General features: G+C 66.0%; 13 protein-coding genes. 5 read left to right on the forward strand and 8 right to left on the reverse strand.

Annotated elements, in window-relative coordinates:
* Window positions 1–208 precede the first annotated feature (208 nt).
* The gene (locus AC6I6X_RS18305) at window positions 209–1,357 is read right to left on the reverse strand and encodes a hypothetical protein (protein ID WP_497931996.1); all 1,149 of its coding nucleotides are present in this window, start codon (window positions 1,355–1,357) and stop codon (window positions 209–211) included.
* On the opposite strand from AC6I6X_RS18305, the gene AC6I6X_RS18310 reads away from it, so the two are divergent.
* The 3 genes from AC6I6X_RS18310 to AC6I6X_RS18320 all read left to right on the forward strand — a co-directional run bounded on the left by AC6I6X_RS18310 (window position 1,343) and on the right by AC6I6X_RS18320 (window position 3,109).
* On the forward strand, window positions 1,343–1,912 hold the full coding sequence (locus AC6I6X_RS18310) for a hypothetical protein (RefSeq protein WP_497931997.1): 570 nt from the start codon (window positions 1,343–1,345) through the stop codon (window positions 1,910–1,912). The two genes, AC6I6X_RS18305 and AC6I6X_RS18310, sit on opposite strands and share 15 nt — an antisense overlap.
* A gap of 81 nt (window positions 1,913–1,993) precedes the next feature.
* Window positions 1,994–2,407, forward strand: coding sequence for a GIY-YIG nuclease family protein (locus tag AC6I6X_RS18315; protein WP_497931998.1), 414 nt, complete (start codon window positions 1,994–1,996; stop codon window positions 2,405–2,407).
* A gap of 87 nt (window positions 2,408–2,494) precedes the next feature.
* Window positions 2,495–3,109, forward strand: a complete 615-nt coding sequence (locus AC6I6X_RS18320) for a peroxidase-related enzyme (RefSeq protein WP_497931999.1) — start codon at window positions 2,495–2,497, stop codon at window positions 3,107–3,109.
* Window positions 3,110–3,429: 320 nt separating this feature from the next.
* Here AC6I6X_RS18320 and AC6I6X_RS18325 read toward each other — a convergent pair whose 3' ends face one another.
* The 4 genes from AC6I6X_RS18325 to proS form a co-directional block, all read right to left on the reverse strand.
* Complete coding sequence (locus AC6I6X_RS18325; RefSeq protein WP_497932000.1) at window positions 3,430–4,344, reverse strand: hypothetical protein; 915 nt, start codon at window positions 4,342–4,344, stop codon at window positions 3,430–3,432.
* Window positions 4,345–5,249: 905 nt separating this feature from the next.
* Window positions 5,250–9,794 carry a glutamate synthase large subunit gene (gene gltB, locus AC6I6X_RS18330; protein ID WP_497932001.1) on the reverse strand — a complete coding sequence of 1,515 codons (4,545 nt, stop codon included), beginning with the start codon at window positions 9,792–9,794 and terminating at the stop codon, window positions 5,250–5,252.
* Between the two features lie 618 nt (window positions 9,795–10,412).
* Complete coding sequence (locus AC6I6X_RS18335; protein ID WP_497932002.1) at window positions 10,413–10,883, reverse strand: FxLYD domain-containing protein; 471 nt, start codon at window positions 10,881–10,883, stop codon at window positions 10,413–10,415.
* Between the two features lie 254 nt (window positions 10,884–11,137).
* The gene (gene proS / locus AC6I6X_RS18340) at window positions 11,138–12,622 is read right to left on the reverse strand and encodes a proline--tRNA ligase (RefSeq protein ID WP_497932003.1); all 1,485 of its coding nucleotides are present in this window, start codon (window positions 12,620–12,622) and stop codon (window positions 11,138–11,140) included.
* Window positions 12,623–12,805: 183 nt separating this feature from the next.
* On the opposite strand from proS, the gene AC6I6X_RS18345 reads away from it, so the two are divergent.
* Window positions 12,806–13,777: a quinone oxidoreductase family protein gene (locus tag AC6I6X_RS18345; protein WP_497932004.1), complete on the forward strand. Its 972-nt coding sequence runs from the start codon at window positions 12,806–12,808 to the stop codon at window positions 13,775–13,777.
* Between the two features lie 160 nt (window positions 13,778–13,937).
* On the opposite strand, the gene AC6I6X_RS18350 is transcribed toward AC6I6X_RS18345, so the two are convergent.
* The 3 genes from AC6I6X_RS18350 to AC6I6X_RS18360 all read right to left on the reverse strand — a co-directional run bounded on the left by AC6I6X_RS18350 (window position 13,938) and on the right by AC6I6X_RS18360 (window position 15,907).
* Window positions 13,938–14,657 (reverse strand): bactofilin family protein, encoded by a 720-nt coding sequence (locus AC6I6X_RS18350; protein WP_497932005.1) that lies wholly within the window; start codon window positions 14,655–14,657, stop codon window positions 13,938–13,940.
* 101 nt (window positions 14,658–14,758) lie between these two features.
* On the reverse strand, window positions 14,759–15,292 hold the full coding sequence (locus AC6I6X_RS18355; protein WP_497932006.1) for an 8-oxo-dGTP diphosphatase: 534 nt from the start codon (window positions 15,290–15,292) through the stop codon (window positions 14,759–14,761).
* A gap of 111 nt (window positions 15,293–15,403) precedes the next feature.
* Window positions 15,404–15,907, reverse strand: coding sequence for a hypothetical protein (locus AC6I6X_RS18360; RefSeq protein ID WP_497932007.1), 504 nt, complete (start codon window positions 15,905–15,907; stop codon window positions 15,404–15,406).
* A gap of 202 nt (window positions 15,908–16,109) precedes the next feature.
* Between AC6I6X_RS18360 and AC6I6X_RS18365 the strand changes: the two genes are divergently transcribed.
* On the forward strand, window positions 16,110–16,517 hold the full coding sequence (locus AC6I6X_RS18365; RefSeq protein ID WP_497932008.1) for a CBS domain-containing protein: 408 nt from the start codon (window positions 16,110–16,112) through the stop codon (window positions 16,515–16,517).
* Window positions 16,518–16,532 lie beyond the last annotated feature (15 nt).

Here is a 16,532-nt window from a genome sequence, read left to right on the forward strand (position 1 = left end):
CGGTACAACCGCGATCGCCTTGCGGTTGTACCGAACTGACATACAGTAGTCCGTATCGGGCAGGACCGCGAACCCGCCACACGGAGCGCCGATCGGCGGGCGAACGGCTGCAAGCGAACGCACGCCGTGCCTTTATTCGCCTGATCGGCGAACCTCCGACCGCAGAACGAGCGTAGCGGCGGCCATCAGCACGTCATCCGGGCGAGACTCACGTCCAATCATGAACGACCGATACGACGACGACCGACGACGGCGGGACCGACGAACCGACCGACAGCACGAGGGGGATCGGTATCACGGTGACGATCGCGGCCGGGCTCGAAGCGGCGACGATCGCGGCTGGCTCCACGGACTGTTCAGTCGCGGCGGGAGCGAAGAACGGGGGCGCGGCGATCGCGGGAGACACCGCGAGACCGAAGACAGACAGCCGACGGACACGCCCTACGGCGAACCCGGCTGGGGCCAGAGCCCCGGCGTGCAGGGCGAACGCGACAGGAAGCAAGGAGGAAAACGGCGCCGCCAGGAGCAGGACCCCGGCTGGCGACGAGAAGGCCAATCCGAGGGCCGCAACCGGCGTGAAACGCCACGCGAGGGCGATCGGAGCCGCGGTCGCCACGAACGCCGGGAGCAGTACGGATCCGAGGGCCACGAACAGTACGGATCCGAGGAGAGCGAGGGATTCGAAACCGACGCGATCGAGGACGGGACGCTCGAGTACGGCGGGGAGGCACGCCGCGAACGTCACCAGCAGGGTTCGCACGAAATCGAAAGGGCCGGCGGGCAACAGTACGGCGCCGAGAGACGGGGCGAGCATCGCCGCGAGCAGTACAGCCGCGGCGGACAACGGCGCGGTCAGCAAGACCGCGGAGAACGACAATACGACCAGCGCGGTCGTGAACCGGAACGGCACGAACAGTACGATCGTGGGCAGCGAGACCGGCAACGCGGCGGACAGCGCCAGCGTGGCGGACAGCAACAGGCCCGCGACCAGCGGCGCCAGCGCGGCGAGCGCGGTCGACAGGGTCGACAGCGGATGGATCGCGGCGACCAGCGACGCGGTCGTGGGGACCGCCGCGATCGGAGCCAGCACGATCGCGAGATGCACCAGCGGCAGGGGCGCCAGGAACAGCAGCGAGGCCGCGCTCGAGGTGGCGGTCGCGATCGGCGGGCGGAAGATCGCGGCGGCGCGGAACGGGAGGGCTTCCACACCGACGCGATCGGCGAATCGGATCTCCAGTACGGCGGGGAAGCACGCCGCGAAGGCCGCCAGCAGGGCCAGCGCAGGCCCGAGCCTCAGGGAGAGCACCGGCACGGTCAACGGGGCCACGAGGGTCGACAGCGGATGGACCGCCAGCACGGGCCGCCACGGGGGCGCCAGCAGGGCCAGCCAGAGGGCGGCCAGCGCGATCGTCGCGAACGGCAGGGTTCCGCGGAGCGCTGGCGCGAGGAACGCGACACCCACCAGCACCGGCCGGGACAGCCCCAGGGAGGGCGACACCAGCGGAGCCAGGGGTCCCGTGGGGAGCACCCACAGCGTCGGACCGGACAGGAACGTCGACGCGAGTCCCGGCAGGAGGACCGCAGTCACGTCGAATCCCAGCACAGCGACCGCGGCCAGGGCGAACCGCGGCGCGACGTTCGCGGTCGGGACGAACCCGGTCGTGGAACCGGCGAGACGTCGCGGGGCTCGCGAGGAGCGGCGGATCGGACCGGCGGCGGTCTCGAGTACGAACCCGATCGACCGCGCGACGAATCCGGCAGCTGGACCGCGGATCGATCGATCGACGAACGGGACCGGGATCAGCGACGAGAACGCGACGCAGGGACTGACGAGGACGAGAGCAACCGCCGGCACGTCCACGAGCGGGATCCGACCGACGAGAGCGGAGACGATCGGTACGAGTCCGAGTGAGGGGCCACGCCGATCGATCCACACCCCGATCGCGTCCCGAAACCACGCCCGTTTTTGTTCGTCTCGTGCCCAGGGTCCGATATGGGCGGCACGTACGTGCTCGTGATCGACGTTCCGGAACCGATCGAGATCGACGTCGGGGCGCTGAACACCCGCGAATTCGGGGCGGGCGCGTACGCCTACGTGGGAACCGCGTTCGGCCCTGGCGGCTTCGCCCGCGTCGATCGGCACCGCGAACTCGCTCGCGGCGAGCGCGACACCCGCCACTGGCACGTCGATTACCTGCTCGGTCACCCCGAGACGCGACTCGAGACCGCGATCACGTTCCCCGACGCCGATCGGGAGTGCGAGCTAGCCGATCTACTGCCGGGCGATCGGATCACGGGATTCGGGGCCTCGGACTGTGACTGCCCGGCCCATTTGCTCGCCGCGCCCGACGCCGATGCCGTCCGCGAGGCGGCGACGGCCGAAGGCGGCAGGCCCGCGGACCAGTGACGCCGCCGATCGACGTCTCGCGCGTGGGAACGAGTGGCCGCCGATCCGACACCGCGAATTATGACGATCGACTGTGAACCTGTAGTCATGGCCGAACCAGACCAGGACGCCGAGGCCGAATCGCAACCGGAACTCGACGACGACGCCATGCATCGGTTCCCCGTCCCCGACTTCGAGGACCTTCCCGACGATCTCCAGGACCGCATCGTCGAGGAGACCGATCGGGCGGGATTCACGCCGAACGTGTTCTCGGCGATGGCGTACAAGCCGTCACACTTCCGGGCGTTCTTCGACTATCACGACGCGCTCGTCGGGGACACCGCCCTGGAGCGCGAGGAGATCGAGATGATCGTCGTCGCGGTCTCGGGAGTCAACCACTGTTACTACTGCAACGTCGCTCACGGCGCGCTCGTTCGGATCTACGCGGACGACCCGAAACTCGCCGATCAACTCGTGGCGAACTACCGAACGGCGGACGTCAACGACGCCCACCGGACGATGTTGGACGTCGCCGTGAAACTCACCGAACGTCCGACCGAGGTGGAGGAAGACGACCTGGAAGCGCTCCGGGAGGCGGGGTTTAGCGAGGAAGCGCTCTGGGACATCGCGTCCGTCGCGGCGTTCTACAACCTGAGCAACCGACTGGCGATGTTCGCCGATATGCGCCCGAACGACGAGTTCCACACGATCGGTCGGAAGTGAAACCGTGATCACCGCCTGATTCAGGCGTAACGGCTGGAACTCGACGCCGTCCGCAACTTCGACACCGTCTTGCCCGACACGGTGCAGTCTTGCGGGACCGACACCGAAGCGTCGCAGCCGATACCGGACGAGGCGGCGGGCCGACCGCGGAGACGGGACGCCACCGGCGCTCCCGCGTGTGCGTTCGGAACACCTCCGAATCGCGATCCGGTCGACCGCGAGAAACGCCCCCAGTCACGCTGGCCGATCGTCGCGAGGCGGGTGCGTCGGGTGTCGTCGGGAACCGTCGTCCGCTCGAAACGTGTCGACGCGGAGACCGATCACTGGGGCTCGTCGTCGCGACCGTCTCCCAGGCCCTCGGGCACACCCTCTATCGAGTTCCGCCACAGGGTCATGTCGGCCGCGTGGGCTTCGAGCGCGTCGACGTCCTTCTCCAGGGATTCGATCGACGACCGAAGCTCACCGTCGAGGTCCTCGATGTCCGTCTTGACGGCCGAAAGCTCCGATTTCGTTCCCTCTCGGAGCAGCGTGATCGCATCCTGCATCGTGGAGTTGACGTCGTCGATTCCGGTTTCGAGGGCGGCCGTTCGTTCGTCGATTCGCTCCTCGAGGTCGTCGATCCGCGCCTCCAGCTGTTCGATATCCCGGATTCGGGACGCCAGGGCGGTGGTTCGTGCGTTTAGATTCTTCTCGACGTGCGTGACCCTCCGGGCGACGTCGTCCTCGACCTGCTCCCCGCTCCCGGCGGCGTCGACGTCGAGGGAGTCGCGGTCAGCGGAGAGTTCCGACCGATCGCGCCGCGTCGCCGCCTCGACGCTCGCGAAGCGATCGGCGAGTTCGGTGACTGCGGCTTCGAGGTCGTCGATTCGCGCCTCGAGGGCCGCGTCCGTCGCCTCTCTCTCGTCGATCACCGTTCGGAGCGTCGCCAGTTCGTCGGCGGTCCCGTCGAGTTCGGATCGAACGTCCTCGAGGGTTGCCCCGTGATCGTCGTCCGAGTCCGTATCGACCTCGTCCGACAGTTGCGCTACCTTCGACTCGAGGTCCGCGAGCCGCTCGTTGTCTATCCGCTGGGGGCTGGACTCCTGTTCGAGTGCCCGCCGGAGTGCCTCCGTTCGCGCACCCCCCTGGTCCGATCTGAGGGCCTCGAGCAGTTCGTCGAGGACGTCTTCGACCGATCGGTCGAACGACTTCTCGGCGGTTCTCGAGGCCCGTACGCGACTGTTCTGGTTCTCCATACCACTGTTAGCGGCGGAAGGGTTCCGCGAACGGTCGGTCGGGATCGTCCCAGAGACTCGCCGTCCCGTCGCGAGAAACACCGTCCCCCCCACACGGTGAGTCGCGACCGAACGGAGTACCCGCTCTCGAACGAGCGACTTGCTCGACGGATCGTGTCGGACGGTCGTCACAGCGCTCCGCTTCGTCGTTCGCGCCACAGTTATCGGTTTGCACGATTAATTCTACTCGAAAGGCCCCCGTTAAATATGTGGCGTCCGTTCATCACCGTTCAATCCCCGGTCAGTCGAGAGTGCCCCGGAAAATATTCCAGATCGGCCGTCTAACGGATGTCAGACGTTCTGAATGACGTATTCAGAACGGCCGTTTGGTTTTAAATAAAGGTGGTGGGAATTGCCATCGATGTCCGAATCAGACACAGATCAGGACGCACAGGACACGGATGCACCGAACGAAGGACTGGTCGCCCGGATCAAACGGCTGGTCACTCGAGGATAACTGCGAGCGGAACGAAACGAGGCAACGAATTTTGATCGACCACACTTCCAACACGTCGGTGTCGAAATGTCGCCGCGGTTGAGCCTGCTAATGGTGAGTTGCAAACGGTGCGGAAACGTACACGTCGGCCGAAAGCCGAGGAACGGCGGTCTGCAACCGATCGGTCGGCGGGCCTGCTCCTGCGGCGGAACGACGTTCGTCGCCGTCGACGGACGACCGGAGTGACCCGTCCGTCGACGGTGCTCCCCGGTCAGTCTCGAAGCGAGGCGAGCGTTCAGTAGGCACAGCTACGGCACTGACGAGAAATCGGGCGGTTTGGACTCCGCAGTCATGCCGACCTCGGCCGCCGTATTCCGCGCGCTGATGGTGGCGTTCGAACCCCATCGGGGCGAGCGGGGACTGGCGCAGGTCAGTCGTCGCTCGCGGCGAAACTCGCGGACTCGGCGACGGCCTCCGCGTCGGGCGCGCCCGGCAGTTCGTTGCGCACGTCGTCGCTCCCTTGCTCGGTGATCGCCTGGTGGTAGGCCTCGGGCATGACCTTCACGAAGGCGTCGAGCGCACGCTCCCAGTTCTCGAGCAGGAGGTCACCTCGATCGGAGCCGGTGTAGGCGACGTGGTTCTCGACGAGACGGCGGAGCATCGCCTCGTCTTTCTCCTCGAGATCCTCGTGGAGCGAGACCATTCCGGTGTTGGCCTTCGCCTCGAATTCCCGGTCCGGATCGTAGACGTAGGCGACGCCGCCGGACATCCCGGCCGCGAAGTTCGTGCCCGTCTCGCCGAGCACGGCGACGACGCCGCCGGTCATGTACTCACAGCCGTGGTCGCCGACACCCTCGACGACGGCCTTCGCGCCGGAGTTGCGGACGGCGAAGCGCTCACCCGCGACGCCGTTGACGTACAGTTGCCCGCCCGTCGCGCCGTACAGCGCGACGTTGCCGATGGCGATGTTCTCCGTCGGATCGTAGGCGGCCGTCTCCGGCGTCCGAACCGTGATCTTGCCGCCCGAGAGCCCCTTGCCGACGTAGTCGTTGGCGCTGCCGTCGAGGTGGAGCGAGACGCCGCTGGCGAGGAACGCGCCGAAGCTCTGGCCGGCCGTCCCCTCGAGATCGATCGAGATCGTGTCCTCGGGGAGCCCGGGCTCACCGTAGCGGCTCGTGATGCGGTTCGAGAGCATCGCACCGACGGTCCGATCGACGTTGGTAACCTCGGTCGCGAGCGACACGGGTTCTTCGTCTTCGATGGCGTTGGCCGCCGCCGAGATGATGTCCCGATCGAGCTGATCCTCGAGTTCGTGGTCCTGCTCGCGGATCTTGCGCCGGATATCGCCCTCGGGGTCGGCAAGCACGTCCGAGAGGTCGACGTTGCGGGCCTTCGGGTGATCGACGTCGTCGCGCTGGGTGAGGACGTCGACCTGTCCGATCATCTCGTCGACCGTGCGGAAGCCGAGGTCGGCCATGATCTCGCGCAGTTCCTGCGCGATGAAGGTCATGTAGTTGACGACGTGTTCGGGTTCACCGGGGAACCGCTTGCGCAGGTCCTCGCGCTGGGTGGCGACGCCGACCGGGCAGGTGTTCTCGTGACACTGCCGGGCCATGACACAGCCGCTGGTGACGAGCGAGGCGGTTCCGAAGACGTACTCCTCGGCACCGAGCAGGGCGGCGACGGCGACGTCGCGCCCGGTCTTCATCCCGCCGTCGGCGGAGACGCGGATCCGATCGCGCAGACCGGTCGCACAGAGCATCTGGTTCGCTTCGGCGAGGCCGAGTTCCCAGGGGAGCCCCGCACTCTTGATCGAGGTGCGCGGCGAGGCACCCGTCCCGCCGGAGTGACCCGAGATGTGGACCACGTCGGCGTTGGCCTTCGCGACGCCGGCCGCGATCGTGCCGATCCCCGCCTCGGAGACGAGTTTGACGTTGATGTCCGCCTCCTCGTTCGCGGCTTTGAGGTCGAAGATCAGCTGTTTCAGGTCCTCGATCGAGTAGATGTCGTGTAGCGGCGGCGGGGAGATGAGACCCACGCCGGGCGTGGACTTGCGAACGTGGGCGATCATCTCGTTGACCTTCTCGCCGGGAAGGTGCCCGCCCTCGCCGGGTTTCGATCCCTGGGCCATCTTGATCTGGAGTTCGTCGGCCGAGGAGAGGTAGGTGCTCGTGACGCCGAAGCGCCCCGACGCGACCTGCTTGACGTTGCACTCCTTTTCGGTACCGAACCGTTCCGGCGGTTCGCCGCCCTCGCCCGAATTGCTCTTGGCGCCCAGGCGATTCATCGCGATCGAGTTGTTCTCGTGGGCCTCCGGCGAGAGGCTCCCGAGACTCATCGCGGCGGTCGAGAACCGCTGGACGATGTCTTTGATCGGTTCGACCTCCTCGATCGGGACCGGATCCCGATCGCTCTCGAACTCGAGCAGGCCGCGCAGGGTCTGGAGGGTCTGTTGCTGGTCGTTGATCTGTTCGGCGAAGTCCCCGTACCGTTCGTAGTCGTTCGATCGCACGGCCTGCTGGAGCGTGCCGACCGTGTCGGGATTCCACTGGTGGTGGATGCCGGTCGATCGGTGCTCGAACTCGCCCGAGCGGGGGAGATCCGCGTCGTCGCCGCCGAAGGCGGTCTCGTGGCGCTCGCGGACGTCCGCTTCGATCTCGGCGAGGCCGATCCCTTCGGTCCGGTTCTCGGTTCCCTCGAAGTACTCCTCGACCAGGTCCGAATCGAGGCCGACGGCCTCGAAGATCTGGGCGCCCTGGTAGCTCTCGACGGTCGAGATGCCCATCTTGGCCATGATCTTCAGCAGGCCGTCCTCGACCGCGCCGACGTAGGCGTCGATCGCGACGCCGGTATCCGCGCCGTCCTCGCCGGCCGTGATGTCCGCGATCGTCTGGTAAGCGAGGTACGGGTTGACCGCACCGGCACCGTAGCCGACGAGCGTCGCGAAGTGGTGGACCGTCCGCGGGTCGGCGGACTCGACGACGAGGCCGACGTGGTTACGCAGGCCGTTGCGGACGAGGTGGTGGTGGACGGCGCCCGTCGCGAGTAGGCTCGGGATCGCCGCACGATCCTCGTCGACGTTGCGATCGGAGAGGATCAGGACGTCGTGACCGGCCTCGATCGCCGCGACGCTCTCCTCGCGAACCCGTTCGATCGCCGCCTCCAGGTCGGTTCCGGGCTCGTCGCTCGTCGGTTCGTAGGTCATGTCGACCGTCGCCGCGGTGATCCCGTTGGCGTCACAGTCGCGGATCGACGCGAGTTCGGCGTCGGTAAGGATCGGCGAGTCGAGCACCAGCTGGCGCGCGTGTGCGGGCGATTCGGAAAGCAGGTTGCGCTGGAAGCCCAGCCGACTTTCCATCGAGGTGACCAGTTCCTCGCGGATGTAGTCCAGCGGCGGGTTGGTGACCTGCGCGAACAGCTGCTTGAAGTACGAAAAGAGCGGACGGTTGAATTCCGTGAGTACCGACAGCGGCGTGTCGTCGCCCATCGAACCGACTGGGTCTTTCCCCTGCTGGACCATCGGCGCGATCATGTTGTCGAGTTCGTCCCGCGTGTAGCCGAACGCGGCCTGGTAGTCGCGGAGGCCGTCGACCGCCTCTCGCGGGGTGCTGTCGGCCGTGGTGTGGACGTCGTCGAGGTGAACCTGTTCCTCCTCGATCCACTCGCCGTACCGATCGTCGGTGAGGTCGTCGAAGACCTCCTCGTCGGGAATGACGCGTCCCTCGTTCGGGTCGGCGAGGAACAGTTGGCCGGGCTGGAGGCGGCTGCGCTCCTCGATTTCGCTGGGATCGGTGTCGAGCGCCCCGGCCTCGCTGGCCATGACGAGTCGGTTGTCAGTCGTGACGTCGTACCGGCACGGCCGGAGGCCGTTGCGATCGAGCACCGCACCGACGCGTTCGCCGTCGGTCGCCGCGACGAGCGCGGGGCCGTCCCACGGTTCGACGAGCGAGGCGTGGAAGTCGTACCAGTCCTTGCGATCCTGATCCATGGCGTCGTCGCCGCGCCAGGCCTCGGGGATGAGCATCCGCAGGGCGTGTGCGAGGTCGCGTCCGTCCTGCATGAGTAGTTCGAGCGCGTTGTCAACGCTCGCGGTGTCGGACTGGTCGGGGTCGTCGATGATCGGCTTGACGGCCTCGAGATCGTCGAGAACGTCGCTCTCGATGTCCGTCTCGCGGGCGCGCATCCAGTTGATGTTGCCCTGGATGGTGTTGAACTCGCCGTTGTGGACGATGTTCCGATAGGGGTGGGCGAGGTGCCACGCGCCGAGCGTGTTCGTCGAGAACCGCTCGTGAACCATGGCGAACGTCGACGTCATCCGTTCGTCCGTGAGATCGGGGTAGTAGGCGGGCACCTGCTCGCCCTTGAGCAGGCCCTTGTAGACGATCGTCTTCGAGTCGAGCGAGCAGACGTAGAAGCGATCCGCGCCCTCGACGTCACGCGTTTCAATTTCGTTTTCGAGCGCGCGTCGCGCGACGTAGAGCCGTCGATCGAAGTCCGCGCCCGTGACGTCGTCCTCGGGCGTGATGAACACCTGCCAGACGTCGGGTTCGGAGTCGACGGCCGTCGCCCCGAGGTCCCCGTTGTCCGTCGGCACGTCGCGCCACTCGACGACAGAGAGATCGTACCGATCGAAGACGTCCTCGGCGATCGCGATCAGTTCGTCGCGTGCGGCCTCGTCCTGCGGAAAGAAGATAGAGCCGGCGGCGTAGGGATCCGGAAGCGGGGCGTCGAGAACGCCCTCGAAGAACGTATCCGGAAGCTGGAGCATGATGCCTGCCCCGTCGCCGGTGTCTTTCTCGGCGCCCGTGGTCCCGCGGTGTTCGAGATTGACGAGCAGTTCGAGACCGTCGGTGACGACGTCGTGTCCCCCCTCACCGTCGAGGTCCATCACGACGCCGACCCCGCAGTTCGACCGCTCGTCCGCCGGATCGGCGAGACCCTGCGAACGCTCGGTGGATGAGTGTGGCTGTGGCATACCCCTCACTCGCGCGACCGTACATAAGAGGCTACTCCATAATGGCTAAATGTATTATAATCACATATAATCGAATATAAGGTATAAAACGCTCGAAATCGAACGCCGATCGCGGCGTTCGATCGTCCCCGCACCGACGATCGATCTCGGGCACGAAATCGACGCGGTCTCTGGATCGTCGGTCACCGGTCCGAACTGGCGACGGCCGGACGATAAATGACCGGACGAAGGAACAGAAGTGTCAGAGGCATGTAGTGCTCACCCACCAGAGTGAACACCACACCCGTGGTTCGTTCTCCAGTGGGAAGCCCTATTTGGGTAAACGATTAGGTTCACTCGATTGGTACTACGGTCACGGCCATGTGCATCACTCCCACAGACCGCCCCCTCAGGGTCTGTGTGGCCGATATTCGAGTAGAGTGACGTCGATCGTCGTTCGACTAGTTACGTCGTCGCACGCACTGCGCTCCGTGACACCGCCTGGCGGCGGTCGTCAGGTGGGTAGTACCGAACAACGCTGGCAGAAAACCCCATCGGTCAGAACGGCACCGTTCGCGTGCGACTGAGCAGTACGACGTCGCAAAGATCGAAGCGAAGCGATAGCTGAGTCTGGAATCGCTAAACGGGGCTCTCGGAGACTTCGATTTCGTAGTCACCAATTTCCTCCGCGCGCGCACCGAGAAGGGGGACGTCGAACGCCCATTCCGCCCCGCTGTCGAGGCCCTCCGTGCTATCGACCCCCTCGTGTATCTGGCGATCGTCCGTATCGTAGAACCGGACCGTGACCGCGACGTGATCCAGTTCGTCACCAGTATCGTTGCGTACGCTCCCGTCGACACCCGCCTGGAGTTCCTCCTCGTAGAACTCGTGGTCGAGGAGTTCCGGCCCATCGGAACCACCGGTACTCTCGTCGTCACGATCATCGTCTCCAGTGCCAGTGCCCTCGTTACCGCTCTCGCCAGTACCGTCGTTCCCGTCAGCACCACCTTCCCCAGTCCCGCTACTGCTCTCATCACCGCTGGTACAGCCTGCGAGCGGGAGCGTCAGCCCCCCAGTTGCCAGCAACCGAATAAGATCTCTCCGTTGCATTCTAGTGCGCTGGATAGTCTCCCAGTAGAAAAGTAAACAGTCGCTAACAGATCGGCACGGAGCGGCTGCGAATCGGTCTTCAACGATCCCACGTCCGCCCTCGGGTCCCGTTCACGGAGTGCGGTTACGCATTTCGAAAATGGGGTCGGCCAAAAGTACTCTCTCAGTGAAGGATCACTCCGTGCTCGAGAAACCGAAACGTAATGACGCGACGGACGGCCCTCTCACTTCTCCGAGACGGCCCCGAACCGTCCCTAATACGACTTCGCGAAGTACGCGATCTCGTCGGCGTCGTCACCGCAGACGCCGCACGTCGCGTCGTCGTCGGGACGGACGGGTTCGCCCGCGCTCGCGCCGCCTTCCTCCGCCAGCGGCTGCATGACGATCTCGGCGGCGATCTTTTCCTTGATGGCTTCCTCGCAGGCCTGGTCGCCACACCACGGCGTCTTCACGTAGCCGCCGTGTTTGCCGATCGTCCCGAGGATCTCCTCGGGGCTGTGGGCTTCCCGGACGTTCTCCTCGAGGGTCTCCTCGGCGGCCTCGTAGAGTTTGTCGTAGATCGCGTCGAGGTTCTCCTCGACGGTCTCGACGAGTCCCTCGCGATCGGCGACGACGTTCTCGGTGTCCGGCCGGTGGACGAGCGTGACCTCCTCGTCGTCGACCTCGTTGGGGCCGATCTCGATCCGGAGCGGGACGCCGTTGAGTTCGTGTTCGTTGAACTTGAAGCCGGGATTGCGCTCGTCTCGATCGTCGAGTTCGACGCGCAGGCCCGCGGCCTCGAGTTCGTCGGCGATCTCTTCGGCGTAGTCGAGCACCTTCTCCTTGGTGTCGGCCTGCCAGATGGGGACGATCGCGACCTGAGTGGGTGCGATCGTCGGCGGGAGAACGAGTCCCTGATCGTCCGAGTGGGTCATGATGAGCGCGCCGAGCGCGCGCCAGGAGAGTCCCCACGAGGTGGTGTAGGCGGTCTGCTCGTTCTCGTCCTCGTCGACGAACGTGATGTCGAACGCCTCGGCGAAGCTCTGACCGAGGTGGTGGCTGGTGCCGCCCTGGACGGACTTGCCGTCGGGCATCAGCGCCTCGACCGTCGTGGTCGTGTCCGCGCCGGGGAACTTGTCGTGTTCGGGCTTCTTGCCGCGAAGCACCGGGATGGCGAGCACCTCCTCGTAGACGCGTTCGTACTGGCCTAGCCGCGTCCAGACCTCCTCCCAGGCCCCCGCGTCGGTCGCGTGGGCGGTGTGGCCTTCCTGCCAGAGGAACTCCTTCGTCCGGAAGAACGGCTTGGTCTCGGTGGCCTCCCAGCGGACGACCGAGCACCACTGGTTCAGTCGTAGCGGCAGGTCGCGGTGGCTCCGGACCCACTCGGCCATGAACGGCGCGATGATCGACTCGCTGGTCGGGCGGACGGCGAGGCGCTCCTCGAGTTCCTCGTGGCCGCCCTGAGTCACCCAGGCCACCTCGGGGTCGAACCCTTCGACGATGTCCTTCTCGCGCTCGAGGTAGCTCTCCGGGATGAACATCGGGAAGTAGGTGTTCTGGACGCCGGTCTCCTTGAACCAGCCGTCCAGCGCGTCCTGGATCGACTCCCACAGCGCGTAGCCGCGGGGCTTCGTGACAATGAACCCGCCCATCGGCGCGTAGTCCGCCAGTCCCGCCTTCTGGACGACCTCGGCGTACCACTCGCCGGGTTTGTGCGATTTCGACTCGGTGATCCCGAGTTCCTGACTCTCGTCGCTCATACATCGACTCACTGCCACGGCGGGCTTAAACCATGCGAAGGTTCGACGGAACCGTGATCCCCCGCCGATCGCCCCGGCGACGGATCGTGCCGACCCGAGAGGCGCACACCGAACCGCCGCAACGTCCCGTGCGTTCTTTCCAGTTGTCGAATTTTTATGGTCTTCGATTACGAATGTAAGTTTATGAAAGCGATCGAGGTAACAGAGTACGGAGACAGCGAACAGCTCGCGGTCGTCGACCGAGAGAGACCGGAGCCGGACGCGGGCGAGGTCCGGATCGACGTCGAGGCCGCCGGCATCAACTTCGCGGACATCATGCAGCGCCGGGGGCACTACCCGGGCGGGCCGGACGCGCCCTACATCCCCGGCATGGAAGCCGCCGGAACGATCGACGCGACCGGCGAGGGCGTCGGCCTCGACGAGGGCGATCGGGTCGTCGCGATGCTCAACGGCGGCGGCTACGCCGAGTACGTCACGGCCGACGCGCAGATGCTCTTTCCCATCCCGGAGGGCATGAGTTTCGAGGAGGCCGCGGGTTTTCCAGTCCAATTCCTCACCGCTCACTCCTGTCTGTTCGAGTGGGGCGGACTCGAGGAAGACGAGACGGTCCTGATCCAGGCCACCGCGGGCGGCGTCGGGACGGCCGCCGTCCAGCTGGCCTCGAACCACGGCGCGGAGGTGTTCGGCACCGCGAGCACGCAGGAGAAACTCGACCTCGCCGCCGACCTGGGCTGTGACCACCCGATCAACTACACCGAGACGGACTTTCGCGACGTCGTCGACGAGGAGACCGACGGCGATGGCGTCGACCTCGTCCTGGAGAGCGTCGGCGACGACGTCTTCGATCGCAGCCTCGACGCGATGGCCCACTTCGGCCGGATGGTCACCTACGGCGTCGCGAGCGGCGTCCCCGCGAGCGCCGAGAACCAGCGGCTCCTCTTCGAGAACAAGACCGTCAAAGGGTTCCACCTCGGGCAGGCAGCCTACCACGATCCGAACAAGATCATGAAGGCCGTTCCCGATCTCACGCAAGGACTCACGAGCGGCGACCTCGAGGTGATCCTCGGCGAGGAGTTCGCGCTCGAGGACGCCGCCGAGGCCCATCAGTACATCGAAGACCGCAAGAGTTCCGGTAAAGTCGTCCTGACGCCCTGATACGGTTTACTGTAAGTCAGTTCCGGCGCAACCGCCGCCCGGATCGCGGTTGCGCCGGTACATCGTTACAGCAATCCGTATGAAACGGAGCCGAACCGATCGCGTTCCCGGTCGAGACGCCCGATCGGCTACTGGGTGACCATCGGTGTTCGTCGCCGCCTCAATCGTCCCCGTCCTCGTCTTCGCCGTCACCGTTGCTCTCGTCTTCGTCAGCCTGGTCCCCATCTTCGTCATCATCGTCCCCGTCGTCTTCGTCCTCTCCTCCGTCATCGTCCTCCTCGTCGTCTTCGTCCTCGCCTCCGTCATCATCCTCCTCGTTCTCCCCTTCATCATCGCCCCCCTCGTCGTCGTCCCGTTCCTCGTCAGCGTCATCGCCGTCCTCGTCGTCGCCCTCATTACCGTCATCTTCGCGCTCCTCGTCTTCGTCCTCATCGCCACCTCCGTCGGCATCCTCTTCAGCCGCCTCGACCGTCCCGCTGACCTCGGCGTCGTCGCTGACCTCGATCGACTCGGCGATCACGTCACCCGCGACGATCGCGCCCGGACGGATCGTCACCGCGGTGCCGGAGACGCTCCCGTCCACGGCGGCGTCTTCGCCGATCGTCACCGACACGCCGCTGACGTCGCCGCCGACCGCGACCCCGGCGCGGACCTCGACGGGACCGTCCACCGTGACGCTCTCGTCCGTATCATCGTCGATCGTGACCGCCGTCCCCGAGTAGCCGGTGGCGGATCGTTCCCCACCGACGTCCCTGATCTCGTTCTCGCAGTCGGCACACTCGTCGTCGCCTCCGTCGTCGCCCAGACAGCCCGCGAGCGCGGTCGTCACCGCCCCAGCGGCCGCCACGAGGACTGATCGGCGTCGAGACTGGTCGACCATGCGAACTCGGGGCTACCACGACTCCGGTGAAGAGAGTTCTCGACCCTCTCACTGGCCGCGAACGTCGATTCAGGGCGGTGACAGATTCGCGTCGCGATCGACTACGATCGATCCTCGAACGAGACGTCTCGTTCGAGGTCGTGATCAACGAAGTCGGCTTCGTCGAGCGGTTCGCCGCCCTCGAACCGGAACTCGCCGGCCACGGTGTCGCCCTCGAGGACGGTCGGGAGCCAGAGCCGATCGTCCTCCCACATGCGATCGTACGGCACCTCGTCGATCGGGACCCACTCCGGGCGGGCCTCGTCGGAGGGGGTCGGCTCGCCGTCGAACGATCGCGTCCGATAGACGTGACAGAACGTGTGCGGATCACCGTCGAGCGTAAACGTGAGTTCGCCTGCCTTCTCGAGGTCCCGGACCGCGAGTCCGACCTCTTCGCGCGTCTCGCGGACGGCACACTCCCGGGGCGTCTCGCCGTCCTCGAGTTTGCCGCCGGGGCCGTTGTACCACCCCTCTCCGAGTCCGCGGCGCTTCTCGATCAGGAGCACTTCGTCACGTGCGGCGTCGCAAACGTCACCGCCCGCTCGGTCGGCGGACCCGCGCTCCTGGAGCGGAAAGCACAGCGTCGCCTCGATCATACCGAGGTGTTCGTCCGATCGCGAATAAAGCCCACCATCACGCCCCGGCCCGATCCGGCGCGGTTTCGAGCGCCCTCGCTTACGACCCGGTGCGATTCCGAAGACCCTCGCTTACGACCCGGTACGATCGGTCCCGACGATCGTCAGGTAGCCCACGTACAGCAGGGCCGCGACCACGAGCGCGGCCGCGAACACCGTAACCCCGACGTAGCCGGTGAGGGCGACCTCCGGCCGTTCCCAGAGGTACGCCGCGCCCTCGACGGCGAAGACGAATAGGCCGCCGTAGACGACGGCGAGCGCGATCGCGCGGCCGAGCGTGATGGCGTCGAGGCGGCCCCGCTGGAGCAACTCGGCGACGAACAGGAAGGCGACGACCAGCCCGTAGAACGGTTCGGGGATCGCCTGCCCGAGTTCTCGCGGGCCCCGGGTCGCGACCACCCCGTAGTACGCCAGCGCGAGCAGGACGGCCCCGACGAGCGTCAGGGAGAGTCCGTAGCCGCTCGTGTCCGCGGGCGAGGGAACGACATCCGGACCTGAGCTACCGGCGTCAGGGCCGCCGTCGAACGCCAGCGAAGACGATCCCTCGCGATCGTCGACCGCGTCGTCGTCCGCCATACGTTGCAGTCGTGCCCCCAGGGGCTTTGTTAGGGAGCCCGTGAGCGAGGTCCGGAGTCGGCCCCGACAGCGACGAGCGAGTCGCGGGGACGGTTGCGACCGCCGGATCGTCACCGCCAGCGGGCGGTTGACGCCCGACCGCGGTCCCGACGAATCGAACCGGTTGGCCAACCCTTATACTGATATAGGATCATGATCGTCTATGGACGACATTTTCGTCGCACGAGTAATGTCCACGTCACTCCACACCGTGACGCCGGACACGCTCGTCGAGGAGGCGGGAGACGTTATGCTCGAGAACGGCATCGGTTCGGTCGTCGTGGTGGACGACGACAACCAGCTCGAGGGGATCCTGACGACGACCGACTTCGTCAACATCGTCGCCGAGAGCCACCCGAAAGCCGAGACGACGGTCTCGCGGTACATGACCACCGACGTCATCACCGCCTCGGCGCAGGACAGTATCGTCGACGCGGCCGACGTCATGGTCGAACACTCGTTCCACCACCTGCCGGTCGTCGACGACGAGGAGGGCGTCATCGGAATGGTCACGACCTCGGACTTGGCGGCGTACCTCTCGCGGGTTTCTACCCCGTCGCCCGATCGGTAATCGTCCCGAGTCGAA

The sequence above is a fragment of the Halosolutus sp. YCN4 genome (assembly GCF_059736495.1).

Bases quoted from the DNA above. Each gene is read 5' to 3' on its own strand.
- AC6I6X_RS18350 (WP_497932005.1), bottom strand. From the start codon at position 14,657: ATGGTCGACCAGTCTCGACGCCGATCAGTCCTCGTGGCGGCCGCTGGG.
- AC6I6X_RS18325 (WP_497932000.1), bottom strand. From the start codon at position 4,344: ATGGAGAACCAGAACAGTCGCGTACGGGCCTCGAGAACCGCCGAGAAG.
- AC6I6X_RS18365 (WP_497932008.1), top strand. From the start codon at position 16,110: ATGGACGACATTTTCGTCGCACGAGTAATGTCCACGTCACTCCACACC.
- AC6I6X_RS18355 (WP_497932006.1), bottom strand. From the start codon at position 15,292: ATGATCGAGGCGACGCTGTGCTTTCCGCTCCAGGAGCGCGGGTCCGCC.
- AC6I6X_RS18315 (WP_497931998.1), top strand. From the start codon at position 1,994: ATGGGCGGCACGTACGTGCTCGTGATCGACGTTCCGGAACCGATCGAG.
- proS (WP_497932003.1), bottom strand. From the start codon at position 12,622: ATGAGCGACGAGAGTCAGGAACTCGGGATCACCGAGTCGAAATCGCAC.
- gltB (WP_497932001.1), bottom strand. From the start codon at position 9,794: ATGCCACAGCCACACTCATCCACCGAGCGTTCGCAGGGTCTCGCCGAT.
- AC6I6X_RS18320 (WP_497931999.1), top strand. From the start codon at position 2,495: ATGGCCGAACCAGACCAGGACGCCGAGGCCGAATCGCAACCGGAACTC.
- AC6I6X_RS18360 (WP_497932007.1), bottom strand. From the start codon at position 15,907: ATGGCGGACGACGACGCGGTCGACGATCGCGAGGGATCGTCTTCGCTG.
- AC6I6X_RS18335 (WP_497932002.1), bottom strand. From the start codon at position 10,883: ATGCAACGGAGAGATCTTATTCGGTTGCTGGCAACTGGGGGGCTGACG.
- AC6I6X_RS18345 (WP_497932004.1), top strand. From the start codon at position 12,806: ATGAAAGCGATCGAGGTAACAGAGTACGGAGACAGCGAACAGCTCGCG.
- AC6I6X_RS18310 (WP_497931997.1), top strand. From the start codon at position 1,343: ATGGACCGCCAGCACGGGCCGCCACGGGGGCGCCAGCAGGGCCAGCCA.